The organism is Streptomyces sp. NPDC041200, from assembly GCF_055591805.1.
Genome location: NZ_JBVIZF010000010.1, coordinates 42736 through 67316, shown reverse-complemented (window position 1 = coordinate 67316; position 24581 = coordinate 42736). Strand labels below are relative to the sequence as shown.

Below are 24581 nucleotides of genomic sequence, written 5' to 3'. Positions count from 1 at the left end.
GGAACCGGCAGACGATCAGGAGATAGACGTGATCCAGCAGGAGTCGCGACTGCGCGTCGCCGACAACACTGGTGCGAAGGAAATCCTTTGCATCCGTGTTCTCGGTGGCTCCGGTCGCCGCTACGCGGGCATCGGTGACGTCATCGTCGCCACCGTGAAGGACGCGATCCCCGGTGGCAACGTGAAGAAGGGTGACGTCATCAAGGCGGTCATCGTGCGCACCGTCAAGGAGCGCCGCCGCCCGGACGGTTCGTACATCCGCTTCGACGAGAACGCGGCCGTCATCCTCAAGAACGATGGCGACCCCCGCGGCACCCGTATCTTCGGCCCGGTGGGCCGTGAGCTGCGCGAGAAGAAGTTCATGAAGATCATCTCGCTCGCGCCGGAGGTGCTGTAACCGATGAAGGTCAAGAAGGGCGACCTGGTCCAGGTCATCACCGGTAAGGACAAGGGCAAGCAGGGCAAGGTCATCGCGGCCTTCCCCCGCGAGGACCGCGTTCTGGTCGAGGGTGTCAACCGGGTCAAGAAGCACACCAAGGCCGGACAGACCGCTCGTGGTTCGAAGACCGGCGGCATCGTGACGACCGAGGCCCCGATCCACGTGAGCAACGTTCAGCTCGTGGTGGAGAAGGACGGCAACAAGGTCGTCACTCGCGTCGGGTTCCGCTTCGACGACGAGGGCAACAAGATCCGCGTTGCCAAGCGGACCGGTGAGGACATCTGATGACTGCCACCACCAGTGCACCGCGTCTCAAGACGCGCTACCGCGAAGAGATCCAGGGCAAGCTGCAGGAGCAGTTCTCCATCGAGAACGTCATGCAGATCCCCGGTCTCACCAAGGTCGTGGTCAACATGGGTGTGGGCGACGCCGCCCGCGACTCCAAGCTGATCGAGGGCGCCATCCGCGACCTCACCACGATCACCGGCCAGAAGCCGGCCGTCACCAAGGCCCGTAAGTCCATCGCGCAGTTCAAGCTGCGTGAGGGCCAGCCGATCGGTGCCCACGTCACCCTCCGGGGCGACCGCATGTGGGAGTTCCTGGACCGTCTGGTGTCGCTCGCGCTGCCGCGCATCCGCGACTTCCGTGGTCTGTCGCCGAAGCAGTTCGACGGCCGTGGGAACTACACCTTCGGTCTCACGGAGCAGGTCATGTTCCACGAGATCGACCAGGACAAGATCGACCGCGTCCGGGGTATGGACATCACCGTGGTGACCACGGCGACCACCGACGACCAGGGCCGGGCCCTGCTTCGTCACCTCGGCTTCCCGTTCAAGGAGGCGTGAGCCGTGGCGAAGAAGGCTCTTATTGCCAAGGCCGCCCGCAAGCCCAAGTTCGGCGTGCGTGGGTACACCCGCTGCCAGCGCTGCGGCCGTCCGCACTCCGTGTACCGCAAGTTCGGCCTGTGCCGCGTGTGCCTGCGTGAGATGGCTCACCGTGGCGAGCTGCCGGGCGTGACCAAGAGCTCCTGGTAACCAGCCCGCTCAGGCTGGTACCGGAGGCTCTCGGTAAGCAATGGATGGCGAGGCCCGCCCTCTCACTCCCGTAGGGTGGAAGGGTTGGGTTCTCGTCGCCCAGAATTGTCTTACTACGCCGAAGGTCCCCGCGCCACACCCGTGCCCACCCAGAGTGGGTGAGAGGGATGGTGCAGATAGGAAACCCCGGCGAGAGAGGCCGAAGGCCAAACATGACCATGACCGATCCGATCGCAGACATGCTGACCCGTCTGCGGAACGCGAACTCGGCTTATCACGACGACGTCGTGATGCCCCACAGCAAGATCAAGTCGCACATCGCGGAGATCCTCCAGCAGGAGGGCTACATCACCGGCTGGAAGGTCGAGGACGCCGAGGTTGGCAAGAACCTCACCCTCGAGCTGAAGTTCGGTCCGAACCGTGAGCGCTCGATCGCGGGCATCAAGCGGATCTCGAAGCCGGGCCTGCGGGTCTACGCAAAGTCCACCAACCTGCCGAAGGTGCTCGGCGGCCTGGGCGTGGCGATCATCTCCACGTCGCACGGGCTCCTCACCGACAAGCAGGCCGGCAAGAAGGGCGTGGGTGGGGAAGTCCTCGCCTACGTCTGGTAACCAGGGAACGGAGGAAGCACATGTCGCGTATTGGCAAGCTGCCCATCCAGGTTCCCGCTGGTGTGGACGTCACTATCGATGGCCGTACGGTCGCCGTGAAGGGTCCCAAGGGCTCTCTCTCGCACACCGTCGCCGCGCCCATCGAGGTCGCCAAGGGTGAGGACAACAACCTCGTTGTCACCCGCCCGAACGACGAGCGTCAGAACAAGGCCCTGCACGGCCTGTCCCGCACGCTGGTGGCGAACATGATCACCGGCGTGACCCAGGGCTACAGCAAGGCGCTCGAGATCAGCGGTGTTGGCTACCGCGTCCTGGCGAAGGGCTCCAACCTGGAGTTCTCGCTCGGCTACAGCCACCCGATCCTGGTCGAGGCCCCCGAGGGCATCACCTTCAAGGTGGAGTCCCCGACCAAGCTGAGCGTCGAGGGCATCGACAAGCAGCGGGTCGGCGAGGTCGCCGCGAACATTCGCAAGCTTCGCAAGCCCGACCCCTACAAGGCCAAGGGCGTGAAGTATGCGGGCGAGGTCATCCGCCGCAAGGTCGGAAAGGCTGGTAAGTAAGCCATGACATACGGTGTGAAGATCGCTAAGGGCAACGCGCGCAAGGCCGCTGCCATCAAGCGCCGTCACATCCGCGTCCGCAAGCGGATCTCCGGTACGCCGGAGCGTCCCCGTCTCGTGGTGACGCGGTCCAACCGCCACATGGTGGCCCAGGTCATCGACGACATCGCGGGCCACACGCTCGCCTCGGCGTCGACTCTGGACACCTCGATCCGTGGTGGCGAGAGTGACAAGAGCGACCAGGCCAAGCAGGTCGGCGCGCTGGTGGCCGAGCGGGCGAAGGCCGCGGGTGTCGAGGCCGTCGTGTTCGACCGCGGTGGCAACCAGTACGCCGGGCGCATCGCCGCTCTGGCGGACGCCGCCCGCGAAGCCGGGCTGAAGTTCTAAGCCCCGGTTCCGGAGCTAGCGGACGTAACAGAGAGAGGTAAAACCAATGGCTGGACCCCAGCGTCGCGGTGGCGGCGCCGGTGGCGGCGAGCGGCGGGACCGGAAGGACCGGCGGGACGGCGGCGCAGCTGCCGAGAAGACCGCCTACGTCGAGCGGGTTGTCGCGATCAACCGTGTCGCCAAGGTTGTGAAGGGTGGTCGTCGCTTCAGCTTCACCGCGCTGGTCGTGGTGGGCGATGGTGACGGCACCGTGGGTGTCGGTTACGGCAAGGCCAAGGAGGTGCCGGCCGCGATCGCCAAGGGCGTGGAGGAGGCCAAGAAGCACTTCTTCAAGGTCCCCCGGATCGCCGGCACCATTCCGCACCCGATCCAGGGTGAGGAGGCCGCGGGTGTCGTGCTGCTCAAGCCGGCGTCCCCCGGTACCGGTGTGATCGCCGGTGGCCCGGTGCGCGCCGTTCTGGAGTGCGCGGGCATCCACGACGTGCTGAGCAAGTCGCTCGGCTCGTCGAACCCGATCAACATCGTGCACGCCACGCGAGCCGCTCTGCAGGGCCTTCAGCGCCCCGAGGAGATCGCCGCCCGCCGTGGTCTGCCGCTCGAGGACGTCGCCCCCGCCGCTCTGCTGCGGGCGCGTGCCGGGGTGGGTGTGTGAGCATGGCCCGCCTCAAGATCACGCAGACGAAGTCGTACATCGGCAGCAAGCAGAACCACCGCGACACCCTGCGTTCGCTCGGGCTGAAGAAGCTCGGCGACGTGGTTGTCAAGGAGGACCGCCCCGAGTTCCGCGGCATGGCGACCACCGTGCGGCACCTCGTGACGGTCGAGGAGGTCGACTGACATGGCGGAGAACAACCCGCTGAAGGTCCACAACCTCCGGCCCGCCCCGGGCGCCAAGACCGCCAAGACCCGTGTCGGTCGTGGTGAGGCGTCCAAGGGTAAGACCGCTGGTCGTGGTACCAAGGGCACCAAGGCCCGTTACCAGGTTCCGGAGCGCTTCGAGGGTGGGCAGATGCCCCTCCACATGCGGCTCCCGAAGCTGAAGGGCTTCAAGAACCCCTTCCGCACCGAGTACCAGGTCGTGAACCTGGACAAGCTGACCGCGCTCTACCCGCAGGGTGGCGAGGTCACGGTGGCCGACCTGGTCGCCAAGGGTGCGGTGCGCAAGAACCAGCTCGTCAAGGTGCTGGGCTCCGGCGAGGTCTCCGTGGCGCTCCAGGTGACGGTCGACGCCGTCTCCGGCTCCGCCAAGGAGAAGATCACCGCTGCCGGCGGCACTGTCACCGAGCTCGTCTGAGCAACGTGCGAAACTGGCCGGGGATGCCCCAGATCTGGGGCATCCCCGGTTGGTCGTTCCTAGGGGGGCCCGGTCGCCGGTAAGGTGGCGTGCGCTGTTACCTTCCGTGCGGTACGTCTCCGTACGGGTCCTGGCTGATAAGTATTCGTCGATCCTCAAGACCGTCACCTCTCGCGCAACGAACGCGGGGGGCGCAGGAGGCACCGTGCTCACCGCGTTCGCCCGGGCGTTCAAGACGCCCGACCTGCGCAAGAAGCTGCTGTTCACGCTGGCCATCATCGTGCTCTTCCGGCTCGGGCAACATGTCCCGATCCCGGGCATCGACTACAAGAACGTCCAGACGTGCATGGACTTGGCCAAGGGTCAGCAGGGGCTGTTCGGCCTGGTCAACATGTTCAGTGGTGGCGCACTGCTCCAGATCACCATCTTCGCGCTCGGGATCATGCCGTACATCACGGCGAGCATCATCCTGCAGCTGCTGACCGTGGTGATTCCGCGTCTGGAGGCCCTCAAGAAGGAGGGCCAGACCGGGCAGGCGAAGATCACGCAGTACACCCGTTACCTGACTGTCGCGCTGGCGATCCTCCAGGGCACTGGCCTGGTCGCCACGGCGCGCAGCGGTTCTCTGTTCCAGAGCTGCCCGGTCGGCAATCAGATCGTCCGGGACGATTCGATCTTCACCACCGCCGTGATGGTCATCACGATGACCGCCGGCACCGCGCTGATCATGTGGCTCGGTGAGCTGGTCACCGACCGCGGCATCGGCAACGGCATGTCGATCCTGATGTTCGTCTCGATCGCCGCCGGTTTCCCCAGCGCCATGTGGAGCATCAAGCAGCAGGGCAAGATCATGGGGGGCTGGCTGGAGTTCGGCCTGGTGATCCTCTGTGGTCTGGCCATGGTCGGCCTGGTGGTCTTCGTCGAGCAGGCGCAGCGCCGCATCCCGGTGCAGTACGCCAAGCGGATGATCGGCCGCCGCTCCTACGGCGGCACGTCGACGTACATCCCGATGAAGGTGAACCAGGCGGGCGTGATCCCCGTGATCTTCGCCTCGTCCCTGCTCTACATTCCGGCGCTGATCGTTCAGTTCAGCCAGTCCAAGGCGGGCTGGGCGAACTGGATCTCGCAGAACCTGGTCAAGGGCGACCACCCGATCTACATCGCCTCGTACTTCCTGCTGATCGTCTTCTTCGCGTTCTTCTACGTCGCCATCAGCTTCAACCCCGAAGAAGTTGCCGACAACATGAAGAAGTATGGTGGGTTCATCCCGGGTATTCGGGCTGGTCGTCCCACTGCTGAGTATCTGAGCTACGTGCTGAACCGCATCACGTGGCCGGGTGCGCTCTATCTGGGTCTGATCGCCCTGGTGCCCACGGTGGCGCTGGTGACGCTCAATGCCAATCAGAACTTCCCGTTCGGCGGCACGAGCATCCTGATCATCGTGGGTGTCGGCCTGGAGACCGTGAAGCAGATCGAGAGCCAGCTTCAGCAGCGACACTACGAAGGGTTCCTCCGCTGATGCGAATCGTCCTCGTCGGGCCTCCTGGAGCCGGTAAGGGTACGCAAGCCACGTACCTCGCCGCGAACCTGTCGATCCCGCACATCTCCACGGGCGACCTCTTCCGCGCGAACATCAGCCAGGGCACACCGCTCGGCAAGCAGGCGCAGGAGTACATGAGGGCCGGGCAACTGGTACCGGACGAGGTCACGGTCGGCATGGCCGAGGACCGGATGAGCCAGCCGGACGCCGCGGGCGGCTTCCTGCTCGACGGCTTCCCGCGGAACGTGGCCCAGGCCCAGGCGCTGGACGCCTACCTGCGGGACAACGATCTGACGCTGGACGCCGTGCTGGACCTGGAGGTCCCGGAGGACGAGGTGGTCAAGCGGATCGCCGGCCGCCGGACCTGCCGCAACGACAGCGCGCACACCTTCCACGTGGAGTACAAGAAGCCCGAGGCCGAGGGCGTGTGCGACGTGTGCGGCGGCGAGCTGTACCAGCGCGAGGACGACAGCGAGGAAACCGTCCGCAAGCGCCTTGAGGTCTACCACCGCGAGACCGAGCCGATCATCGACTACTACAAGGCCAAGGGCCAGGTCGTGACGATCCCGGCGCTCGGCAAGGTATCCGAGGTCACGCAGCGCGCGATGGGCGCGCTGGCCGCCAAGGCGGCCTGAGGGCCGGGCAAGCCGGTATACGGCCGCGGCGCCCGCGAAGGGCGTCGCGGCCGTACTGTTGAGCAGAAACGATGGACCGCGGAAGGTATGGCGATGGTGGAGATCAAGACGGCCGAGCAGATCGCGAAGATGCGTGAGGCGGGGCTGGTCGTCGCCGCCATCCACGAGGCGACGCGGGCGGCCGCCGTCCCCGGCGCCTCCACCAAGGACCTGGACGACGTCGCCCGCAAGGTGATCGCCGACCACGGCGCCAAGTCGAACTTCCTGGGCTACGGCGGCTTCCCCGCGACCATCTGCACCTCGGTGAACGACATCGTCGTGCACGGCATCCCGGACCGGGAGACCGTGCTCAAGGACGGTGACCTGCTCTCCATCGACGCGGGCGCGATCATCGAGGGCTGGCACGGGGACGCCGCCTTCACCGTCTTCGTCGGCGAGGGCCACGCCCCGGAGCTGCATGAGCTGAGCCGGGTCACCGAGGAGTCGATGTGGGCCGGGATCGCCGCGGTCCGCAAGGGCAACCGGCTGATCGACATCTCCAAGGCGATCGAGGGCTACATCCGCCGCCAGCCGCGTCCGGCCTCCGGTAAGTACGGGATCATCGAGGACTACGGCGGCCACGGCATCGGCAGCCAGATGCACATGGACCCGCATCTGCTGAACTACGTCTCCCGCAAGCGCGGCAAGGGCCCGAAGCTGGTGCCCGGCTTCTGCATCGCGATCGAGCCGATGGTGAGCCTCGGCACCGCGAAGACGCACGTCCTCGCCGACGACTGGACCGTCAAGACGGACGACGGCACCTGGTCCAGCCACTGGGAGCACTCGGTCGCGCTGACCGAGGAGGGCCCGCTGGTGCTGACCGCGGTCGACGGCGGCAAGGCGAAGCTGGCCGAGCTGGGCGTCGAGACCGCGCCCGACCCGCTGGCCTGAACCGGCCCCCTCGCGTGATCTTCATTGGCATAAAAACCACGGAATCCGGGCATGCTGACCCGGATTCGTGTTTCGGGATGCCCTGACGTAGACTGACACGTCGGCTCACGCATGCCCTCCCGCATGTCGCGAGCCGATCAAGGTAGCCGATCCCGAAAGCAGGACATGGCCAAGAAGCAAGGCGCCATCGAAATCGAGGGCACCGTGATCGAGTCTCTGCCGAACGCGATGTTCAAGGTGGAACTGCAGAACGGTCACAAGGTCCTCGCGCACATCAGCGGCAAGATGCGCATGCACTACATCCGCATCCTGCCCGATGACCGAGTCGTCGTGGAGCTGTCTCCGTACGACCTCACGCGCGGACGGATCGTCTACCGCTACAAGTAGATCTCACGACCCGGAGAACCTCACACCATGAAGGTCAAGCCGAGCGTCAAGAAGATCTGCGACAAGTGCAAGGTGATCCGCCGCCACGGCCGGGTCATGGTCATCTGCGACAACCTGCGCCACAAGCAGCGCCAGGGCTGACGCACGCCGACCGCAGACCTGCACCTCTCGCAGCAATCTTCGCGCGACGTATAGCTGTACGTACATACGCAGTCACCCGTTCCCGCAGGCGCGGGGGCGACACCCCCGGTCGGAGGCCGGGGACCCGGCCCGACCGGCCGGGACAGGTGCTGCGGAAGACCTCCGACAACCAATGGAGCCAGATTCATGGCACGCCTTGCAGGCGTTGATCTCCCGCGCGAAAAGCGCGTCGAGGTCGCCCTCACCTACGTCTTCGGCATCGGTCGCACCCTTGCCCAGCAGACGCTCGCCAACACCGGTGTGAACCCGGACACCCGCGTTCGCGACTTGGCCGAAGAGGACCTGGTCAAGATCCGCGAGTACGTGGACAACAACATCAAGACCGAGGGTGACCTCCGTCGTGAGATTCAGGCCGACATCCGCCGCAAGGTGGAGATCGGCTGCTACCAGGGCCTGCGTCACCGCCGCGGCCTGCCGGTCCACGGCCAGCGCACCAGCACCAACGCCCGGACCCGCAAGGGCCCGCGTCGCGCGATCGCCGGTAAGAAGAAGCCGGGCAAGAAGTAGTCCGCACCGGACGCTGACAAGCGGTCCGAGCTGTAGGACCGACCACCTCCACGGGAGAATTCAGGAATGCCTCCGAAGAGCAGGACGGCCGGCGCCAAGAAGGTGCGCCGCAAGGAAAAGAAGAACGTCGCCCACGGGCACGCTCACATCAAGAGCACGTTCAACAACACCATCGTTTCGATCACGGACCCCACCGGGAACGTGATTTCTTGGGCCTCGGCCGGCCACGTCGGCTTCAAGGGCTCGCGCAAGTCCACTCCGTTCGCCGCGCAGATGGCCGCCGAGTCGGCCGCCCGCCGCGCGCAGGAGCACGGCATGCGCAAGGTCGACGTGTTCGTCAAGGGTCCGGGCTCCGGCCGTGAGACCGCGATCCGCTCGCTCCAGGCCACCGGCCTGGAGGTGGGCTCGATCCAGGACGTCACTCCGACTCCGCACAACGGATGCCGCCCGCCCAAGCGCCGGCGCGTCTGACCTCGCTGCTGAAGTAGGAGACAACTAGAAAATGGCGCGTTACACCGGGGCCGACTGCAAGCGTTGCCGTCGGGAAAAGCAGAAGCTCTTCCTCAAGGGGAGCAAGTGCGAGAGCGCAAAGTGCCCGATTGAGATCCGTCCTTACCCCCCGGGTGAGCACGGTCGCGGGCGCACCAAGGACAGCGAGTACCTGCTGCAGCTCCGAGAGAAGCAGAAGGCGACCCGCATTTACGGCGTCCTTGAGAAGCAGTTCCGTGGCTACTACGCGGAGGCGAACAAGAAGACCGGCAAGACCGGTGAGAACCTTCTTCGCATCCTCGAGACGCGGCTGGACAACGTGGTCTACCGGGCCGGCTTCGCCAAGTCCCGGGACCACGCCCGCCAGCTGGTGCGTCACGGCCACTTCACCGTGAACGGCGTCAAGACCGACATTCCGTCGGCCCGCGTCGCCGTGAACGACATCATCGAGGTTCGTCAGAAGTCCCGGACCATGACCCCCTTCCAGGTGGCCGTGGCCGAGGCGGGCGAGCGCACCGTGCCGGCGTGGCTTGAGGCCATTCCGTCCAAGCTGCGCATCCTCGTGCACTCGCTGCCCGAGCGCCCGGTGATCGACACCCAGGTGCAGGAGCAGCTGATCGTCGAGCTCTACTCCAAGTAGTAGACAGGGACGAGACGGGCGGTACGGCGCCGTTTGGCACGTACCGCCCGTACCATTGAAGGGTTCGGCGTCAAATAGCGGGCGCCGGAGACTGGAGGAAAACCCCATGCTGATCGCTCAGCGTCCCTCGTTGACCGAAGAGGTCGTCGACGAGTTCCGCTCCCGGTTCGTGATCGAGCCGCTGGAGCCGGGCTTCGGCTACACCCTCGGAAACTCCCTGCGGCGTACGCTCCTGTCCTCGATTCCCGGTGCGGCGGTCACGTCCATCCGGATCGACGGGGTCCTGCACGAGTTCACCACCGTGCCGGGCGTCAAGGAGGACGTCACCGACCTGATCCTCAACATCAAGCAGCTGGTCGTCTCCTCGGAGCACGACGAGCCGGTCGTGATGTACCTGCGCAAGCAGGGCCCGGGTCTGGTCACCGCCGCCGACATCGCCCCGCCGGCCGGTGTCGAGGTGCACAACCCGGACCTGGTCCTCGCCACGCTGAACGGCAAGGGCAAGCTGGAGATGGAGCTGACCGTCGAGCGCGGTCGCGGCTACGTCTCCGCCGTCCAGAACAAGCAGGTCGGCCAGGAGATCGGCCGGATTCCGGTCGACTCGATCTACTCGCCGGTCCTCAAGGTCACCTACAAGGTCGAGGCGACCCGTGTCGAGCAGCGCACCGACTTCGACAAGCTGATCGTCGACGTCGAGACCAAGCAGGCCATGCGTCCGCGCGACGCCATGGCGTCGGCCGGTAAGACCCTGGTCGAGCTGTTCGGCCTGGCCCGCGAGCTGAACGTGGACGCCGAGGGCATCGACATGGGCCCGTCCCCGACGGACGCCGCCCTGGCCGCCGATCTGGCGCTGCCGATCGAGGAGCTGGAGCTCACGGTCCGCTCGTACAACTGCCTCAAGCGCGAGGGCATCCACTCCGTGGGCGAGCTGGTCGCGCGGTCCGAGGCGGACCTGCTCGACATCCGCAACTTCGGCGCCAAGTCGATCGACGAGGTCAAGGCGAAGCTGGCCGGTATGGGCCTCGCGCTCAAGGACAGCCCGCCCGGATTCGACCCGACCGCCGCCGCCGACGCCTTCGGCGCGGACGACGACGCGGACGCCGGTTTCGTCGAGACCGAGCAGTACTGATCTTCCGGCGGGCACACGCTCGTCGGTAACTGACACCGGTACCTGATACGGCCGGTGCAGACATCTAGGAGATACACCATGCCGAAGCCCACCAAGGGCGCCCGTCTGGGCGGCAGCGCTGCGCACGAGCGGCTCCTGCTGGCGAACCTCGCCACCGCGCTGTTCGAGCACGGCCGGATCACCACGACCGAGGCGAAGGCCCGCCGCCTGCGCCCGGTCGCGGAGAAGCTGGTCACCAAGGCGAAGAAGGGCGACCTTCACAACCGCCGCCTGGTGCTCCAGACCGTCCGGGACAAGAGCGTCGTGCACACTCTCTTCACCGAGATCGCGCCGCGCTACGAGAACCGGCCGGGTGGCTACACCCGCATCACCAAGATCGGCAACCGTCGTGGCGACAACGCCCCGATGGCGGTCATCGAGCTGGTCGAGGCCCTGACCGTGCAGCAGGAGGCGGTCGGCGAGGCCGAGGCCGCCACCAAGCGCACCGCGAAGGACGCCGCTGGCGACCAGGCCGTCGCGGACCTCAAGAAGGACGAGGCCCCCGAGGCCGAGACCGCTGAGGCCCCGGCGGAAGAGTCCAAGGACGCCTGACGTCCGAGGCTTACGGACGGGCCCGCACCCAGAACCTGGGTGCGGGCCCGTTCCGCGTTGCCAGGAGTGGAGAGGAACGGTTGCGTGAGTGACGAGGCGGCGCCCGGTTTCGTACGGATCCGGCTGGATCTGTCCTACGACGGCAAGGACTTCTCGGGCTGGGCCAAGCAGCGCGAGCGGCGCACCGTCCAGGGCGAGCTGGAGAGCGCCCTGCGCACGGTGACCCGTTCGTCGCAGACGTACGAGCTGACCGTGGCGGGCCGCACCGACGCCGGGGTGCACGCCCGTGGGCAGGTCGCCCACGTCGACCTGCCGGAGGAGGTCTGGGCCGAGCACCGGGACAAGCTGCTGCGCCGCCTGGCGGGGCGGCTGTCGCACGACGTACGGGTCTGGCGGGTGGCGGAGGCGCCGCCCGGTTTCAACGCGCGCTTCTCGGCGATCTGGCGGCGGTACGCCTACCGGGTGGTGGACCATCCGGGCGGGGTCGACCCGCTGCTGCGCGGCCATGTGCTGTGGCACGACTGGCCGCTGGACGTGGACGCGATGAACGAGGCCTCGGCGCCGCTGCTCGGCGAGCACGACTTCGCCGCGTACTGCAAGCGGCGGGACGGCGCCACCACCATCCGCACCCTCCAGAAGCTGAGCTGGGAGCGCGGCGCGGACGGTGTGATCACTGCGACGGTGCGGGCCGACGCCTTCTGCCACAACATGGTCCGCTCCCTGGTCGGCGCGCTGCTGTTCACCGGCGACGGCCACCGCCCGGCGGACTGGCCCGGGAAGGTGCTGGCGGCGGGGGTGAGGGATTCGGCGGTCCACGTCGTACGCCCCCACGGCCTGACCCTCGAAGAGGTCGGCTATCCGGCCGACGAACTGCTCGCGGCCCGGAACAAAGAAGCCCGCAACAAGCGTTCGCTTCCGGGCGCGGGGTGCTGCTGACCCCAGCGGTGGGTATGTGATCGCGGGCGGCGGGTAGACGATTGCACGCATCTGTGTCTGGAGCCGGAGCACAGGAGATCGATAACATTTGAGCCGCAGAGTCCGGGTGGCCGACCGGGAAGGGACGTAAGCCGCGTGAGTACCAGTGAGGCCGCCGTACGTGAACAGCTGACGAGGGCTCTGCAGGAGCGCGACGAGGAGATCGCCGACCGCTGGGTCAGGCTCCAGCTGGAGCAGGCCCTGCTCGGCACGGACATCAGCGAGGCCGAACTCCGCGAGGAGGCCGACTCGTTGATCGACGCGCTGGTGCCGGGGCTGGAGAGCGACGTCCCGGTGGAGCGGGTCGTCACCTCCCACCCGGGGCTGCACCAGGCGGTCGTCGGACTGTCCATGCGCCGCGCGCGGGCCGGGGCGACCCCGACCGCCACCTCGCTCGCCGTGCTGGCGCTCAAGGAGGCGCTGCTGAAGGCCGTCCAGCGGGAGACCCGGGACGCCGAGGAGCTGTTCGCCACGGCGGTCTTCATCAACCGGCTGCTCGACGTGGCCGGGGCGCTGTCCTTCGAGACGTATGTAGAGGGCCGCGAGGAGATCATCCGGCGGCAGAGCCAGCAGCTGATGGAGCTGTCCACGCCGGTGGTGCGGCTGTGGAAGCAGGTGCTGGCGGTGCCGCTGATCGGCACTCTGGACACCGCGCGCACCCAGATCGTGATGGAGAACCTGCTCCAGGCGATACAGGACCATGAGGCGCTGGTCGCGATCATCGACATCACGGGTGTCTCGACGGTGGACACCGCCGTCGCCCAGCACCTGATGCAGACCGTCAACGCGGTGCGGCTGATGGGCGCGGACTGTGTGATCAGCGGCATCCGGCCGTCCATCGCGCAGACCATCGCCCAGCTCGGCATCGACCTGTCCACCATTCTCACGCGGGCGACGCTGGCCGACGCGCTGGCCGCCGCGATCAAGCTGATCGACGGTCCCGGACCGGACGGGGACGGGGGGGAGAGCCGGTGACCGAACACCGCCCGATGGGCGTTCCGATTCTGCGGCTGGGCGACGTCCTGGTCACCGGACTGCTCAACGAGCTGGACGACCGGGCTGCCATCGCCTTCACCGAGGAGCTGACGGCCCGGATCTCCGCCGAGGGCGCGCGGGGCGTGCTCATCGACATCTCCCGGCTGGAGATCATCGATTCCTTCGTGGCGCGCACCCTGATGGAGCTGACCACGGTGTCCCGGCTGCTGGGGGCCCGGGTGATCGTGGCGGGCATGCGGCCGCCGGTGGCGATCACCCTGGTCGAGCTGGGGATCGAACTGGTCGGTGTGGAGACCGCGCTCAACCCGGAACAGGGCCTGGCCGCACTGGGGTGGCGTCAGGCCGAGGACTCCCTGGGAGGGTCCCGACGTGGCGCAGCACGGTGAGTCCACCGTCGCTTCCCGGCCGGGCCCGGCACACCGCGCGGGCGACGGCGGGACGGGCGCGCCCGTGACCCATCAGGTCCGTACCGAGGAGGACCTGCTGGCGGTGCGGCACGCGGTGCGCGCGGCCACCGTCGAGGCCGGGTTCGGGATCGTCGACCAGACCCGGGTGGTCACGGCGGCGAGCGAACTGGCCCGTAACGCCTATGTCCACGGCGGAGGCGGCACCCTGACCATCGAGCAGGTGCGCGGACCCGCCGGGCGCGGGCTGCGGCTGGTCGTCAAGGACGACGGGCCGGGCATCGCGGACCTGGAGACGGCGCTCACCGACGGCTTCACGACCGGCACGGGGCTGGGGCACGGGCTGGGCGGCGCCCGCCGGCTGATGGACGAGTTCACGGTGCACACCGGCGCCGGACAGGGCACGGTGGTGGTCGCCACCCGGTGGACGGTCCGGTGATCCGGACGACGGTGGCCCCCACCGCCCAGGTACGGATCGACCATCACAGCGCGGTCCACCTGGCGGCCGAGACGGCCCGGCGTACGGCGCGGGACTGCGGGCTGCCGGGCGCGCTGCCCGAGCAGGCGGCCGTGGTCGCCTCGGAGCTGGCCACCAACCTCGACAAGCACGCCAGCGACGGCACCCTCTACATCCAGCCCGTGCCGCTCGGCGCGGGCGTGGAGATCCTGGCCGCCGACAGCGGCCCCGGCATGGCCGAGCTGGAACGCTGTCTCGCGGACGGCTACACCACCTCCGGCACCCTCGGGGTGGGGCTCGGCGCGGTGAGCCGGCTCGCCACCCACTTCCTCATCCGTACCGGCACGCGGTCCGGTGCCGAGGTCGGGACCTGGGCCTGTGCCCGGCTCACCCCGCCCGGGGACCGGGGTGCCGGACTCCAGGGCGTGGGTTCGGTGTGCCTGGCCATCGAGGGGGAGGAGGACTGCGGCGACGCGTGCGCCGTCGCCGACACCGGCGAGACCCGCACCGCCGCCGTCCTCGACGGGCTGGGCCACGGGACCCAGGCCGCGGAGGCGGCCTCTCTCGCGCTGCGGATCTTCCACGCCGACCCCGGGCGGCCGCTGGGCGAGCTGCTGACCGGGATGCACCGCACCCTGCGGCACACCCGCGGGGCCGCGGCCGGGCTGGTGCGGCTCCACGCGGACCACGCCGAGTACTGCGGCATCGGCAACGTCCGCGTGCTGGCCCTGACACACCAGGGCGTGTCGTCGCGGCTGACCGGCCAGCCCGGCGTCGTCGGCTGGTCGATGCCCGCCCCGCACGTCCACCGCTTCCCGCTGCCGCCGGGCGCCACCGCGGTGCTCCACAGCGACGGCATCGACGCCGGATGGGCGCGCGATCCGTCACCCTTTCTGCTCCGGCTCCCGCCACCCCTGTTGTCCGCCGCACTCGCCCATGGCCATCGCCGCAACCGCGACGACGCCACGGTTCTCACGGCCCGGCCCCCACAGAGGCACCCATGACGACCCGGACCATCGGCTGCGACACGGCGGACGGGCTCAGCCGGGCCGTGCGCCGCATCGCACGCGACCACGCCCTGGACCCCAGTGTGCGCGGACGGCTGGTGCTGTCCGTCGCGGCCGTCGCGGAACCGGCCGTGGGCGCGGCCGGGCACACCTCGCTGAGCTGGACGTTCCAGTGCGATGACGACGACCGGTCCGGACTGCTGACGCTGGCGCTCGGTTTAGACGATTCCGCCGCCCTGCCGTCCGCCGAGACCGCGGCCGCGCTTCCGCTGCCCGCCGACGCGGTGACCGGCCGGGAGGTGGTGTGGCGGCTCCCGGCCGCTCCGGCAGCGGACACACCGGAGTTGACACCGGCCGACGACGCGGCGCTGGTGGAGGAGGAGCTGCGCGCCGTGGTGGCCCGTACCGACGCGCTCACCGCCGAACACCGCCGCCTCAAGGACGAACTCGCCGAGACCAACAGCGGGGTGCTCGCCCTCTACGTCCAGCTCGACGAGCGCGACGCGCAATTGCGCAAGGCGCACGGCCAGACCCTGCGCGAGCTGGAGGACGCGCTGCGTCCGGCGCCGCTGGAGGTCGACGGCCTCGAACTCGCCGTCCACTACGCGCCCGCGGGCACCGACGCGCCCACCGGCGGCGACCTGTACGACTGGTTCGTGCTGCCCGACGGCACCGTCCACATCACCATCGTGGACGCGCTCGGGCACGGGGTGACCAGTACGCGCGGCGCGCTCAACGTCACCCACGCGGTGCGCACCCTCGCGCTGGAGGGCCACCACCTCCAGTCGATCGTGGCCCGCACGGACGAGATCCTGCTGCCGTTCGACCGCAGTGTGATGGCCACCGTCCTGCTGGCCCGGATCGATCCGGCCACCGGTGAGCTGAAGGTGGCCAACGGCAGCCATCCGCCCGCGCTGCTGACGCGGGGCGACGGTACGGCGCGCTATCTGGAGGCGCGGGGGCGCGGGATCGGCTTCCCGATGCCGGGCAGCGACCGGCTGCTGACCGAGAAGATGGCGCCGGGCGATCTCCTGCTCCTCTACACCGACGGGCTCACCGAGAGCCGACGGGACCCCGTGGAGGGCGAGAAGCGGTTGATCGAGGCCGCGTACGAGCATCTGCGGGCCCCGATCGAGGAGATCCCCGGCGCCATCGCGGACGATATGCACACGGTGATCCTTCACCCGGACGACACCCTCGCGCTGGCCGTCCGGGTCCGGTCCTGACGCTTCCTAGGGGGAGCGCAGGACCGCTGGCCGGTGGTGCCGCTGCCGCAGCCGCCTGCGCCACAGCGCCCGGTCGTGCGGCTGCGTCCGGACCAGCTCCTCGAAGAGGGGGTGGGCGCCGTGCAGCGCCTCCCGCAGCCGGTCCGTGTGGGCATGGCCCGCGCGGGCCCGCTCCGCCTCGATGTGCAGCTTCCGGTAGCCGTCGACCGCCCGGGCGTGCCGGACGGACAGCGCCTCCATCAGCTGCTCCGGGGAATCGGCCGGATAGCCGCGCTCGGCCGCCAGCGCGCCGAGCAGCCGGTCGGCCTCCCGGGCCGAGCTGGCGGGCGATTCGACGAACTGCTCCCGCAGGCCGGACCAGCGGGCCGCGTACCGCTCCCGGGACTCCGGCGTCAGCGCCCGTATCGACAGGTCGCCGTAGCGCCGCAGCCGCTCGCTGAGCTCCCACTGCGCCGCCTTGGCATCGCCGCGGTGCCGTACGACGGCCCGGTCGTACTCGGGGCCGAACCGGTTCAGGAGGCCGTCGCGGCTGCTCTGCCGCACGGGTCGCGCGAACACCAGCGCCACCATGGCCACCAGCGCCGCCACCAGGATGATGAGCGTGACTGACATCGGATTGCCTTCCGCAGAGAGCTTTCCTCGCTCGAGGCTTGACATCACCCAGTGTTACCGCCGTGGCCAGGGCCAAACGCGGCGGATCCGCCGACCCGTCCAGTCAATTTGCTTGTGGTGCACAGGTAATGGCCAGGTCCCCGGACTTGCTGAGGTAGGGGCGGACACCGTGGGTGACCGGGTGGAGGTCGGTCTGATGCCGGTCGAGGATGTCCCCGATGACCCGGCCGATGCGGATGGCGGTGGTGGAGTCGGGGGTCTTACGGAGGGTCAGGTCCCAGCGGGCCGTGTCCTCCCGGCCGCGCGCCGCGTGCACCCGCTCGTACGGAATGGTGAAGCGGAACCGGGTCGCGTCCACCGCGGTGACGCCCGTGGTGAACGGGAGGGCCGCCCCGCGCGGGGTGGCGACCGCGTTCGGGGCGGCGTCCGGGGCGAAGCGGGCGCCGTGCAGGGTGCCCTCGACGGTGAGCCCGTCGGCCTCGGCGCGGATCACCCGGGCCTCGGCGTGGGCCGGGCGGCGCCAGGCGCGCAGCGCGAGGTAGCCGTCGACGGTGGGGTACGGGATCCACCAGGAGAACGGGGAGCCGGGCAGCGGCTCGAGACCGACCAGCCCGCGCCCCTCGGCGAACCGGCTGATCACCCGGCGGCGCACCCCGTCCGAGGGGCGCACCACATGCAGGTCCCAGCGGCCCTCGGCGAGGTCGATCGCGCCGCGGTCCAGCGTCGCGGTCCAGGGCGCGCCCGGGGCGACCGGCGGCCGCAGGGGAACCCGCACCGGGGCGCCCCTGCCGCGGCGGTGGGTGAGCGTCAGCGTGAGGCTGGCGCCCTGTACGTCCGCGGGCTCGACCAGCACGGTCACGGTGCCGTCGGCGCCGACGCGGCAGGAGGCGACCGGGCGCAGCGGCTTGCGGATCAGCTGCTTAACGGTGCTCTTGAAGGCCTTGCGGGGCGCTCCGTAGCCGCCGCCGGTTCCGTCGGTGAGCGGGCGCGGGGCGCGCGCCGGTGCCGCGGGGTGGCGCGCGCGAAGGGAGCGGGGTACGAGCGACCGGGCGCGGCTGACCGTCGACACCGGGGGCGTCCCGGCCGCGGACCGGGTTCCGGGAGCGGCCGGCTGGCCGCGCCGGGCGAGGAGTCCGGCGAACAGCTCCTCGTACGCGGTGGCCATCCGCGCCGGTGCGTACCGCTGCGCCGCGACCCGCGCCGCCCGGCCCATGGAACGGCGCAGCGCCTCGTCCTCGATCAGGGTGAGCAGCCCCTTGGCGATGCCGTCGGCGTCGCCGAGGGGGACCAGCAGCCCGTCCCGGCCGCTGGTGATGATCTCGCCGGGCCCGTGCGGGCAGTCGGTGGCGACGACCGGTACGCCGCAGTGCATCGCCTCGACGATCGTCATGCCGAACGACTCCTCGCGGGAGGTGACGGCGGCGATCGCACCCTTGGCCCATTCGGTCTCGATGGGGGAGTGGGCGCCCATCATCGTGATGTGTCCGGCGAGCCCGAGTTCGTCGATCTGGCGGCGGAGGGCGGGCGCCTGGGGACCGCGGCCGTAGATCCGCAAGTGCCAGTCGGGGTGTTTGGTGGCGACCGTGGCCCAGGCGCGGATCAGAAGGTCGTAGCGCTTGACCGGGATGAGCCGGCCGGCGGCCACGACCAGCTTGGCGTTGCCGTCGGAGGGCTCGATGCCGGTGGCGGGCACGCAGTTGGGCAGCCCGGTCAGCAGGGTGGGGATGCCGGGCAGCCGGTCGCGGTGGGTCTGCGCGTCGGCCTCGGAGACGGAGGTGTTGGCGTCGAGGCGGGCGAGGGCGGCGTCGCAGGCGGTGCGGATCTCGGCGCGGTGGGTCTCGTACAGCCGGTGCTCCTGGCCGATCCGCAGATAGCGTCCCTCCTGACCGAGGGCGGCGAGGCAGATGACCAGTCCGGGGCGGGTGGCGATGACGACGTCGGCGTCGGTGTCGGCCAGATAGGCGGCGAGGCGCTGGTCGGTGAGCGCGTTGAAGTTGACGGTGCCTTTGGACTCCGCGTCCGGGACGTGGGCGCTGACCTGCTTCAGCAGCGGGTTGCCGAGGTCGCTCAACTCACGTGGGGCGCCCGGACGCTGGTCGATCAGCGGTCTGATCCGCACGGCTCTGGGGAGGGGCAGGCCCGGGGTGTCGATGGTGCGTATCAGGGAGACGATCTCCACGCGGTGACGGGGGGCCAGCGCCCCGGCCAGATTGAAGGTCGACCGGATGGTGCCGCCGATTCCATAGGCGTTGTGCAGCAGAAAAGCGATCTTCATGGTGATGTACGCGCGGCGCCCTCGAACTGCCGCGACGTGCCCTCCCCTCCGGTGTGTGGTGCGCCGGTGTGATGCCGTTATGGAGTGAACTGAGGAACGATCGGTCGGTAAGACAGCCTGGAGGCGGAAAAGTTGCTTATGCATGTGGTGATATGGGATGCACCACATTCAGTGTGAGGTGCACAACCTTCGGCCGCACGGCGAGTCCGCGCCCGCAGAGGTTGTTTCCCACCCCTTGGTTCACGGCGGCCCCCGTTGTTGGATGGCCGGAGGGAACGCGGGGGCGTCAACCGAGGGCGGGCAGAGGCGTGATGAGAACCGGAGCGCGGGGCGTGCTCACCGCGGCGGCGGCCGTGACGGCACTGGGGCTGCTGACCGGATGCGGTCAGTCCGGTGGTGATGGGGACGGCGGCGGGGACCAGAAGGCGGCGCGGGAGGAGAGCGCGGCGGCGGGCCCGCTGTCCGCGTCGGCCCTGGAGCGCGCCGCGCTGGCCAAGGCCGACCTCAAGGGCTACGGGATCGGCAAGATGACGGAGCGGGAGTTCAGCGGCGGCAAGGAGGCCAAGGCCCTGAAGCCCGGATGCGAGCCGCTGGCCGCGCTGATGGGCACCGGTTTCGACCCGGCGCCCCGGGACTCCGTCTACCGCAGCTACGCCGCCGCCTCGGGCCGGGCCGCGGGCGTCTCCGGCATCGTCCGGGTCTCCTCGTACGGGCCCGGCGACGCCGAGAAGACGGTGAAGGACCTCAAGAAGGCCGTATCCGCCTGCGGGGGCGGGTTCGAGGCCACCGACGGCTCGGGGAAGCGGGCCGATGTCGACAGCGTGACCTCGGTCGACGCGCCCGACGCGGGGGACGAGGCGCTGTCGTACCGCCTGGTCGACGGCGGCAAGGAGAAGGCCGTCATCGCCTTCACGGTGGTGCGCTCCGGACCCCAGCTCACGGTGGTCTTCGGCGTGAACCTCACCAATCCCACGCGGTCCTCGGTCCCCGACGCGGTCGTGGACCGTCAGGTCCGAAAGGTGGAGGCCGCGAACCGGCCATAAGGGGAGGGCGGCATGCGTCCGGCGCGGACAGAGCCGGCGGCGCGCCCGTCACGCGTCTTCTGGGCGCTCAGCTTCACGCCGAGCCCCCTCCGGACGCCCCCGCGGGCGCCGCGTCGCCGTCAGCCGCCTGAGCCCGCGGCCGCCGAGGCTTGCGCGTTACCACGGGCCAGGATGCGGAGGAAGGTGTAGTCGGCCATGTCGCGCCCGGCCTGCAGCGCCTGGGTCTCCGACGTCGTCACCTTCTTCCCCGAGGTGTAGCCGGAGATCGTGAAGTACGCGTACCGCCCGATCGCGTTGGCCGAGGTGCGGCACGCGGTCTGGCGGCAGAACGACGGGACCCCGCCGCCCGGCAGCGACGCCACATTCGGCTTGTATCCGTCCTTCGCCTTCTCCGCGCCCGCCCGCCCGTCGAAGACGGCGACGCCGACGGTGGTCGCCACGCCGTCCCGGGAGAAGGTGGCGCGCAGCAGCTTGCGGCACCCGTTGGCGTTGAGGACCGACCCCAGGGCGCCCTGCGTGCCCGCGGCGCAGCTCGACGTGGAGGCGGTCAGCCCCTTCGTGTACGAGCGGCCCTCCTTGGCGGCCTCCTCGTCCGGGAAGAGCGTCTTGGCGCTGAGCGGCGCCTTGTCCCGCTTGGCGTCGGAGATGATGTCCAGCGGTTTGGGCGGCGCGGGCGGCGCGACATTGGAGAACGACGGCTCGGGCGACTCCGCCTCGCGCGGCAGCGTGGGCTGCGAGGGCAGATGGTTCGCCGAGTCGTCTGAGGAGCCGCCCTTGTCGTTGCTGCTGATCACCGCGGTGGCGACCATCGCCCCGACCGCCGCCGTCGCCAGCACCGCGCCCCCGATGAAGAGCCATCGTCGGCGACGGCCGCGCGTGGCGGTGTGATCTGCCATAGCGGCCCAGTCCGGCGTCTGCGACGACTGGCGCGGCTGAGGCGGCTGAGATCCCCCGGGCCCGTACGGCCCCCCTTGCCCAAAGCTCATGGCGCGCATCCTAATCCCGGCAGGTGACACCGGGGACCCGCCGGGGACCGGGTGACGGCTGAGGGAGGCGTTTTGACCCCCGTGGGTGCGGGCCGGTATTCTGCCAGTTCGTTATGCGTATTGGCTTGCTCGTTCTCACGTGAGTGGCCGTTACGCCGGTTCACCGGGCCGATGACCAGCGGCAGGCACTCGGAATGCGTCACCGAGGTGCGGCCAGGGCTGTCGTGATCGTCCGGGTGGCCTTGTCAGGACCACACTCACTGAAGAAGCGAAGGCTACGACCGTGCGTACGTACAGCCCCAAGCCCGGCGACGTGCAGCGTCAGTGGCACGTCATCGACGCCACCGACGTTGTCCTCGGCCGTCTGGCTACCCAGGCCGCCACCCTTCTGCGGGGGAAGCACAAGCCGGTTTACGCGCCGCATGTCGACGCGGGTGACTTCGTCATCATCATCAACGCCGACAAGGTGCACCTCTCCGGCAACAAGCGGACCCAGAAGATGGCGTACCGCCACTCGGGCTACCCGGGTGGTCTCCGCTCCGTCCGTTACGACGAGCTGCTGGAGAAGAACCCGGAGAAGGCCGTCGAGAAGGCCATCAAGGGCATGATCCCCAAGAACACCCTGGGCCGTCAGATGCTCTCCAAGCTGAAGGTGTACTCGGGCGACCAGCACCCCCACGGTGCTCAGCAGCCGGTCCCGTTCGAGATCACCCAGGTCGCGCAGTAAGTCCGGCCACCCCCTAAGACGAAGAGAAGCTGAGGAGCATCGTGGCCGAGACCACCGCCGAGACCCCCCTCGATGTCGAGGAGTACACCACCGAGAGCGTGGAGACGATCGAGTCGGAGTACACCTCCGAGTCGATGGCCTCCCGTTTCGGGGACCCGCAGCCGGCCGCCGGCACCGGGCGCCGCAAGAACGCGATCGCCCGCGTCCGCATCGTGCCGGGCAGCGGCCAGTGGAAGATCAATGGTCGCACCCTCGAGGGGTACTTCCCCAACAAGGTGCACCAGCAGGAAGTCAACGAGCCCTTCAAGGTGCTCGAGCTGGACGACCGCTACGACGTCATCGCCCGCATCTCGGGCGGCGGCGTCTCCGGCCAGGCCGGTGCGCTGCGCCTGGGTGTCGCCCGCGCGCTGAACGAGGCGGACGTGGACAACAACCGCGCCGCGCTCAAGAAGGCCGGCTTCCTGACCCGTGACGACCGCGCCACCGAGCGTAAGAAGGCCGGTCTGAAGAAGGCCCGTAAGGCGCCGCAGTACAGCAAGCGTTAATCCGCTTCACACGCGGTTCGGCGGCTTCCGCCGCTCGTCGACACGCCCCGGCGGCACCACCCGTGCCTCCGGGGCGTTCGGCTATCGCCACCAGGGGGCGTATACCTACAGGCAAGCGTCAAGCAATCTCCACGCAAGCTTCTGCCCCCTCAGCTCGTAATCTCGGAGGACACCAGTGGGACGACTCTTCGGTACGGATGGTGTGCGCGGCGTCGCGAACGCCGACCTGACGGCTGAGATGGCGCTCGGCCTGTCGGTCGCGGCGGCACACGTGCTCGCCGAGGTGGGAACCTTCGAGGGCCACCGGCCGGTGGCGGTGGTCGGGCGGGATCCGCGCGCGTCCGGGGAGTTCCTGGAGGCCGCCGTGGTGGCGGGCCTCGCCAGCGCGGGCGTGGACGTGCTGCGGGTGGGCGTCCTCCCCACCCCCGCTGTGGCCCATCTGACCGGATCGCTCGACGCGGACCTCGGCGTGATGCTCTCCGCCAGCCACAACCCGATGCCCGACAACGGCATCAAGTTCTTCGCCCGCGGCGGCCACAAGCTCGCCGACGAGCTGGAGGACCGCATCGAGACCACCTACCGCGCGCACACCTCCGGCGAGCCGTGGGACCGGCCCACCGGCGGCGGGGTCGGCCGGGTGCGCGACTACGCGGAGGGCTTCGACAACTACGTCGCCCACCTCGTCGGCGTCCTCCCCAACCGCCTCGAAGGCATCAAGGTCGTCATCGACGGCGCGCACGGCGCCGCCTCCCGGGTCTCCCCGGAGGCCTTCGCCCGCGCCGGCGCGCAGGTCGTGACGATCGGCGCCGAGCCGGACGGCCTCAACATCAACGCGGGCTGCGGCTCCACCCACCTGGCCCCGCTCCAGGCCGCCGTCGTCGAGCACGGCGCCGACCTCGGCATCGCCCACGACGGCGACGCCGACCGCTGCCTGGCCGTCGACTCGGTCGGCCGCGAGGTCGACGGCGACCAGATCCTCGCCGTCCTCGCCCTCGCCATGCGCGAGGCGGGCACGCTGCGCGGGAACACCGTCGTCGGCACCGTCATGTCGAACCTCGGCTTCAAGCTCGCCATGCAGCGCGAGGGCGTCGAGCTGGTACAGACGGCGGTCGGCGACCGCTACGTCCTGGAGGAGATGAAGAGGCACGGCTACGCCCTCGGCGGCGAACAGTCCGGCCACGTCATCGCCCTCGACCACGCCACCACCGGCGACGGCACCCTCACCGGCCTGATGCTGGCCGCCCGCGTCGCCGCCACCGGCCGCACCCTGGCCGACCTCGCCGGGGCGATGGAGCGCCTCCCGCAGGTGCTGATCAACGTCCCGGACGTCGACAAGTCCCGCGTCACCAGCAGCGCCGACCTGGCCGCGGCCGTCGCCGAGGCCGAGCGCGAGCTGGGCGAGACGGGCCGCGTCCTGCTGCGCTCCTCGGGCACCGAGCCCCTGGTCCGCGTCATGGTGGAAGCCGCCGACATCGACCAGGCCCGCTCGGTGGCAGGCCGCCTGGCCGACGCGGTGAAGTCGGCCCTGGGCTAGCCCTCACTCTCCGCAAGCGCCGGAGGGGCTGGATTCTCCAGCCCCCTTCACCCCTCCGCGATCACCACCGCCGACGCCACCCCCGCGTCGTGGCTCAGCGACACGTGCCACGACCGGACGCCCAGCTCAGCGGCGCGCGCCGCGACCGTGCCGCTTACGGACAGCCGTGGGCGGCCGCCCGGCTCCGTCCACACCTCCGCGTCCGTCCAGCGCAGGCCGCCCGGGGCGCCCAGGGCCTTGGCGACGGCCTCCTTGGCGGCGAAGCGGGCGGCCAGGGAGGCCGCACCGCGGCGCTCCCCGCTCGGCAGCAACAGCTCGGCCGGGACGAACAGCCGCGAGGCCATCCCCGGCGTACGGTCCAGCGACGCCGCGAAGCGGTCGATCTCCGCGACGTCGATGCCGACCCCGATGATCACGCGC

The 24581-nt window shown here is 69.6% G+C and carries 34 protein-coding genes; 30 read left to right on the top strand and 4 right to left on the bottom strand.

Features of this window, described 5'->3' with window-relative positions; translation table 11 throughout:
* Window positions 1–28 precede the first annotated feature (28 nt).
* The 26 genes from rplN (at window position 29) to ACZ6CL_RS22660 (ending at window position 16439) form a co-directional block, all read left to right on the top strand.
* Window positions 29–397 (top strand): 50S ribosomal protein L14, encoded by a 369-nt coding sequence (rplN, locus tag ACZ6CL_RS22785; RefSeq protein WP_003992364.1) that lies wholly within the window; start codon window positions 29–31, stop codon window positions 395–397.
* A 3-nt stretch (window positions 398–400) separates the two neighbouring features.
* The gene (rplX, locus tag ACZ6CL_RS22780) at window positions 401–724 is read left to right on the top strand and encodes a 50S ribosomal protein L24 (protein WP_468938078.1); all 324 of its coding nucleotides are present in this window, start codon (window positions 401–403) and stop codon (window positions 722–724) included.
* The gene (gene rplE, locus ACZ6CL_RS22775; RefSeq protein WP_468938075.1) at window positions 724–1284 is read left to right on the top strand and encodes a 50S ribosomal protein L5; all 561 of its coding nucleotides are present in this window, start codon (window positions 724–726) and stop codon (window positions 1282–1284) included. Before rplX ends, rplE begins: the two co-directional genes overlap by 1 nt.
* A 3-nt stretch (window positions 1285–1287) precedes the next feature.
* On the top strand, window positions 1288–1473 hold the full coding sequence (locus ACZ6CL_RS22770; protein ID WP_003948630.1) for a type Z 30S ribosomal protein S14: 186 nt from the start codon (window positions 1288–1290) through the stop codon (window positions 1471–1473).
* Window positions 1474–1685: 212 nt separating this feature from the next.
* On the top strand, window positions 1686–2084 hold the full coding sequence (rpsH, locus tag ACZ6CL_RS22765; protein WP_385440561.1) for a 30S ribosomal protein S8: 399 nt from the start codon (window positions 1686–1688) through the stop codon (window positions 2082–2084).
* A 20-nt stretch (window positions 2085–2104) separates the two neighbouring features.
* Complete coding sequence (rplF, locus tag ACZ6CL_RS22760; protein WP_385440558.1) at window positions 2105–2644, top strand: 50S ribosomal protein L6; 540 nt, start codon at window positions 2105–2107, stop codon at window positions 2642–2644.
* 3 nt (window positions 2645–2647) lie between these two features.
* Entirely contained in the window at window positions 2648–3031 is a 384-nt protein-coding gene (gene rplR / locus ACZ6CL_RS22755; RefSeq protein ID WP_385440556.1) for a 50S ribosomal protein L18, read from the top strand.
* 46 nt (window positions 3032–3077) lie between these two features.
* Window positions 3078–3683 (top strand): 30S ribosomal protein S5, encoded by a 606-nt coding sequence (gene rpsE, locus ACZ6CL_RS22750; protein ID WP_009715867.1) that lies wholly within the window; start codon window positions 3078–3080, stop codon window positions 3681–3683.
* Window positions 3684–3685: 2 nt separating this feature from the next.
* A complete protein-coding gene (gene rpmD, locus ACZ6CL_RS22745) occupies window positions 3686–3868 on the top strand; it encodes a 50S ribosomal protein L30 (RefSeq protein WP_009715866.1) in 183 nt (60 codons plus the stop codon).
* A gap of 1 nt (window position 3869) precedes the next feature.
* Window positions 3870–4325 carry a 50S ribosomal protein L15 gene (gene rplO / locus ACZ6CL_RS22740; RefSeq protein WP_009715865.1) on the top strand — a complete coding sequence of 152 codons (456 nt, stop codon included), beginning with the start codon at window positions 3870–3872 and terminating at the stop codon, window positions 4323–4325.
* A 205-nt stretch (window positions 4326–4530) separates the two neighbouring features.
* The gene (gene secY / locus ACZ6CL_RS22735) at window positions 4531–5844 is read left to right on the top strand and encodes a preprotein translocase subunit SecY (RefSeq protein WP_468049106.1); all 1314 of its coding nucleotides are present in this window, start codon (window positions 4531–4533) and stop codon (window positions 5842–5844) included.
* Window positions 5844–6500, top strand: a complete 657-nt coding sequence (locus ACZ6CL_RS22730) for an adenylate kinase (protein ID WP_468938072.1) — start codon at window positions 5844–5846, stop codon at window positions 6498–6500. Before secY ends, ACZ6CL_RS22730 begins: the two co-directional genes overlap by 1 nt.
* Before the next feature lie 93 nt (window positions 6501–6593).
* Complete coding sequence (gene map / locus ACZ6CL_RS22725) at window positions 6594–7430, top strand: type I methionyl aminopeptidase (RefSeq protein WP_468938070.1); 837 nt, start codon at window positions 6594–6596, stop codon at window positions 7428–7430.
* 165 nt (window positions 7431–7595) lie between these two features.
* Window positions 7596–7817, top strand: coding sequence for a translation initiation factor IF-1 (gene infA, locus ACZ6CL_RS22720; protein WP_003956442.1), 222 nt, complete (start codon window positions 7596–7598; stop codon window positions 7815–7817).
* Between the two features lie 27 nt (window positions 7818–7844).
* Entirely contained in the window at window positions 7845–7958 is a 114-nt protein-coding gene (rpmJ, locus tag ACZ6CL_RS22715; RefSeq protein WP_003956441.1) for a 50S ribosomal protein L36, read from the top strand.
* 186 nt (window positions 7959–8144) lie between these two features.
* A complete protein-coding gene (rpsM, locus tag ACZ6CL_RS22710; protein WP_009715861.1) occupies window positions 8145–8525 on the top strand; it encodes a 30S ribosomal protein S13 in 381 nt (126 codons plus the stop codon).
* A gap of 66 nt (window positions 8526–8591) precedes the next feature.
* The gene (gene rpsK, locus ACZ6CL_RS22705; RefSeq protein ID WP_009715860.1) at window positions 8592–8996 is read left to right on the top strand and encodes a 30S ribosomal protein S11; all 405 of its coding nucleotides are present in this window, start codon (window positions 8592–8594) and stop codon (window positions 8994–8996) included.
* 31 nt (window positions 8997–9027) lie between these two features.
* Window positions 9028–9654 carry a 30S ribosomal protein S4 gene (gene rpsD / locus ACZ6CL_RS22700; RefSeq protein WP_385446563.1) on the top strand — a complete coding sequence of 209 codons (627 nt, stop codon included), beginning with the start codon at window positions 9028–9030 and terminating at the stop codon, window positions 9652–9654.
* A 106-nt stretch (window positions 9655–9760) separates the two neighbouring features.
* Window positions 9761–10783, top strand: coding sequence for a DNA-directed RNA polymerase subunit alpha (locus ACZ6CL_RS22695; RefSeq protein ID WP_009715858.1), 1023 nt, complete (start codon window positions 9761–9763; stop codon window positions 10781–10783).
* Window positions 10784–10861: 78 nt separating this feature from the next.
* Window positions 10862–11374, top strand: coding sequence for a 50S ribosomal protein L17 (rplQ, locus tag ACZ6CL_RS22690; protein WP_468938067.1), 513 nt, complete (start codon window positions 10862–10864; stop codon window positions 11372–11374).
* An 84-nt stretch (window positions 11375–11458) separates the two neighbouring features.
* Complete coding sequence (truA, locus tag ACZ6CL_RS22685; protein WP_468938065.1) at window positions 11459–12310, top strand: tRNA pseudouridine(38-40) synthase TruA; 852 nt, start codon at window positions 11459–11461, stop codon at window positions 12308–12310.
* 135 nt (window positions 12311–12445) lie between these two features.
* Window positions 12446–13324, top strand: a complete 879-nt coding sequence (locus tag ACZ6CL_RS22680) for an STAS domain-containing protein (RefSeq protein ID WP_468938064.1) — start codon at window positions 12446–12448, stop codon at window positions 13322–13324.
* 14 nt (window positions 13325–13338) lie between these two features.
* Window positions 13339–13731, top strand: a complete 393-nt coding sequence (locus ACZ6CL_RS22675) for an STAS domain-containing protein (RefSeq protein WP_468938394.1) — start codon at window positions 13339–13341, stop codon at window positions 13729–13731.
* The gene (locus ACZ6CL_RS22670; protein WP_468938062.1) at window positions 13715–14188 is read left to right on the top strand and encodes an ATP-binding protein; all 474 of its coding nucleotides are present in this window, start codon (window positions 13715–13717) and stop codon (window positions 14186–14188) included. The genes ACZ6CL_RS22675 and ACZ6CL_RS22670 overlap by 17 nt, the downstream gene beginning before the upstream one ends.
* Complete coding sequence (locus ACZ6CL_RS22665) at window positions 14185–15210, top strand: SpoIIE family protein phosphatase (RefSeq protein WP_468938060.1); 1026 nt, start codon at window positions 14185–14187, stop codon at window positions 15208–15210. The genes ACZ6CL_RS22670 and ACZ6CL_RS22665 overlap by 4 nt, the downstream gene beginning before the upstream one ends.
* Window positions 15207–16439: a PP2C family protein-serine/threonine phosphatase gene (locus ACZ6CL_RS22660; protein ID WP_468938057.1), complete on the top strand. Its 1233-nt coding sequence runs from the start codon at window positions 15207–15209 to the stop codon at window positions 16437–16439. The genes ACZ6CL_RS22665 and ACZ6CL_RS22660 overlap by 4 nt, the downstream gene beginning before the upstream one ends.
* Window positions 16440–16445: 6 nt before the next feature.
* Here ACZ6CL_RS22660 and ACZ6CL_RS22655 read toward each other — a convergent pair whose 3' ends face one another.
* Entirely contained in the window at window positions 16446–17051 is a 606-nt protein-coding gene (locus ACZ6CL_RS22655) for a hypothetical protein (RefSeq protein ID WP_468938055.1), read from the bottom strand.
* A gap of 103 nt (window positions 17052–17154) precedes the next feature.
* A complete protein-coding gene (locus ACZ6CL_RS22650) occupies window positions 17155–19326 on the bottom strand; it encodes a glycosyltransferase family 4 protein (RefSeq protein WP_468938053.1) in 2172 nt (723 codons plus the stop codon).
* Between the two features lie 311 nt (window positions 19327–19637).
* Between ACZ6CL_RS22650 and ACZ6CL_RS22645 the strand changes: the two genes are divergently transcribed.
* Window positions 19638–20369: a hypothetical protein gene (locus ACZ6CL_RS22645; protein WP_468938051.1), complete on the top strand. Its 732-nt coding sequence runs from the start codon at window positions 19638–19640 to the stop codon at window positions 20367–20369.
* Window positions 20370–20488: 119 nt separating this feature from the next.
* Here the strand turns inward: ACZ6CL_RS22645 and ACZ6CL_RS22640 are convergent, their stop codons facing one another.
* Window positions 20489–21355 (bottom strand): hypothetical protein, encoded by an 867-nt coding sequence (locus ACZ6CL_RS22640; RefSeq protein WP_468938049.1) that lies wholly within the window; start codon window positions 21353–21355, stop codon window positions 20489–20491.
* 283 nt (window positions 21356–21638) lie between these two features.
* Here ACZ6CL_RS22640 and rplM point away from each other — a divergent pair, with 283 nt between their 5' ends.
* The 3 genes from rplM to glmM all read left to right on the top strand — a co-directional run bounded on the left by rplM (window position 21639) and on the right by glmM (window position 24161).
* Window positions 21639–22082 (top strand): 50S ribosomal protein L13, encoded by a 444-nt coding sequence (gene rplM / locus ACZ6CL_RS22635; RefSeq protein ID WP_468938048.1) that lies wholly within the window; start codon window positions 21639–21641, stop codon window positions 22080–22082.
* Between the two features lie 41 nt (window positions 22083–22123).
* Window positions 22124–22627, top strand: coding sequence for a 30S ribosomal protein S9 (rpsI, locus tag ACZ6CL_RS22630; RefSeq protein WP_468938046.1), 504 nt, complete (start codon window positions 22124–22126; stop codon window positions 22625–22627).
* A gap of 175 nt (window positions 22628–22802) precedes the next feature.
* Window positions 22803–24161, top strand: a complete 1359-nt coding sequence (glmM, locus tag ACZ6CL_RS22625; RefSeq protein ID WP_468938044.1) for a phosphoglucosamine mutase — start codon at window positions 22803–22805, stop codon at window positions 24159–24161.
* 47 nt (window positions 24162–24208) lie between these two features.
* Here the strand turns inward: glmM and ACZ6CL_RS22620 are convergent, their stop codons facing one another.
* The gene (locus ACZ6CL_RS22620) at window positions 24209–24577 is read right to left on the bottom strand and encodes a holo-ACP synthase (protein ID WP_468938042.1); all 369 of its coding nucleotides are present in this window, start codon (window positions 24575–24577) and stop codon (window positions 24209–24211) included.
* Between the last annotated feature and the right edge of the window lie 4 nt (window positions 24578–24581).

What these genes read in the sequence shown, in the direction of transcription:
- rplX (WP_468938078.1), top strand. Translation starts at nt 401, where the DNA reads ATGAAGGTCAAGAAGGGCGACCTGGTCCAGGTCATCACCGGTAAGGAC.
- ACZ6CL_RS22730 (WP_468938072.1), top strand. Translation starts at nt 5,844, where the DNA reads ATGCGAATCGTCCTCGTCGGGCCTCCTGGAGCCGGTAAGGGTACGCAA.
- ACZ6CL_RS22675 (WP_468938394.1), top strand. Translation starts at nt 13,339, where the DNA reads ATGGGCGTTCCGATTCTGCGGCTGGGCGACGTCCTGGTCACCGGACTG.
- rplQ (WP_468938067.1), top strand. Translation starts at nt 10,862, where the DNA reads ATGCCGAAGCCCACCAAGGGCGCCCGTCTGGGCGGCAGCGCTGCGCAC.
- rpsH (WP_385440561.1), top strand. Translation starts at nt 1,686, where the DNA reads ATGACCATGACCGATCCGATCGCAGACATGCTGACCCGTCTGCGGAAC.
- rplF (WP_385440558.1), top strand. Translation starts at nt 2,105, where the DNA reads ATGTCGCGTATTGGCAAGCTGCCCATCCAGGTTCCCGCTGGTGTGGAC.
- rplE (WP_468938075.1), top strand. Translation starts at nt 724, where the DNA reads ATGACTGCCACCACCAGTGCACCGCGTCTCAAGACGCGCTACCGCGAA.
- rpsE (WP_009715867.1), top strand. Translation starts at nt 3,078, where the DNA reads ATGGCTGGACCCCAGCGTCGCGGTGGCGGCGCCGGTGGCGGCGAGCGG.
- ACZ6CL_RS22650 (WP_468938053.1), bottom strand. Translation starts at nt 19,326, where the DNA reads ATGAAGATCGCTTTTCTGCTGCACAACGCCTATGGAATCGGCGGCACC.
- ACZ6CL_RS22695 (WP_009715858.1), top strand. Translation starts at nt 9,761, where the DNA reads ATGCTGATCGCTCAGCGTCCCTCGTTGACCGAAGAGGTCGTCGACGAG.
- ACZ6CL_RS22660 (WP_468938057.1), top strand. Translation starts at nt 15,207, where the DNA reads ATGACGACCCGGACCATCGGCTGCGACACGGCGGACGGGCTCAGCCGG.
- rpmD (WP_009715866.1), top strand. Translation starts at nt 3,686, where the DNA reads ATGGCCCGCCTCAAGATCACGCAGACGAAGTCGTACATCGGCAGCAAG.
- map (WP_468938070.1), top strand. Translation starts at nt 6,594, where the DNA reads ATGGTGGAGATCAAGACGGCCGAGCAGATCGCGAAGATGCGTGAGGCG.
- rpsK (WP_009715860.1), top strand. Translation starts at nt 8,592, where the DNA reads ATGCCTCCGAAGAGCAGGACGGCCGGCGCCAAGAAGGTGCGCCGCAAG.
- infA (WP_003956442.1), top strand. Translation starts at nt 7,596, where the DNA reads ATGGCCAAGAAGCAAGGCGCCATCGAAATCGAGGGCACCGTGATCGAG.
- rplR (WP_385440556.1), top strand. Translation starts at nt 2,648, where the DNA reads ATGACATACGGTGTGAAGATCGCTAAGGGCAACGCGCGCAAGGCCGCT.
- rpsM (WP_009715861.1), top strand. Translation starts at nt 8,145, where the DNA reads ATGGCACGCCTTGCAGGCGTTGATCTCCCGCGCGAAAAGCGCGTCGAG.
- rplO (WP_009715865.1), top strand. Translation starts at nt 3,870, where the DNA reads ATGGCGGAGAACAACCCGCTGAAGGTCCACAACCTCCGGCCCGCCCCG.
- ACZ6CL_RS22655 (WP_468938055.1), bottom strand. Translation starts at nt 17,051, where the DNA reads ATGTCAGTCACGCTCATCATCCTGGTGGCGGCGCTGGTGGCCATGGTG.
- rpmJ (WP_003956441.1), top strand. Translation starts at nt 7,845, where the DNA reads ATGAAGGTCAAGCCGAGCGTCAAGAAGATCTGCGACAAGTGCAAGGTG.
- rpsD (WP_385446563.1), top strand. Translation starts at nt 9,028, where the DNA reads ATGGCGCGTTACACCGGGGCCGACTGCAAGCGTTGCCGTCGGGAAAAG.
- ACZ6CL_RS22645 (WP_468938051.1), top strand. Translation starts at nt 19,638, where the DNA reads ATGAGAACCGGAGCGCGGGGCGTGCTCACCGCGGCGGCGGCCGTGACG.
- ACZ6CL_RS22640 (WP_468938049.1), bottom strand. Translation starts at nt 21,355, where the DNA reads ATGAGCTTTGGGCAAGGGGGGCCGTACGGGCCCGGGGGATCTCAGCCG.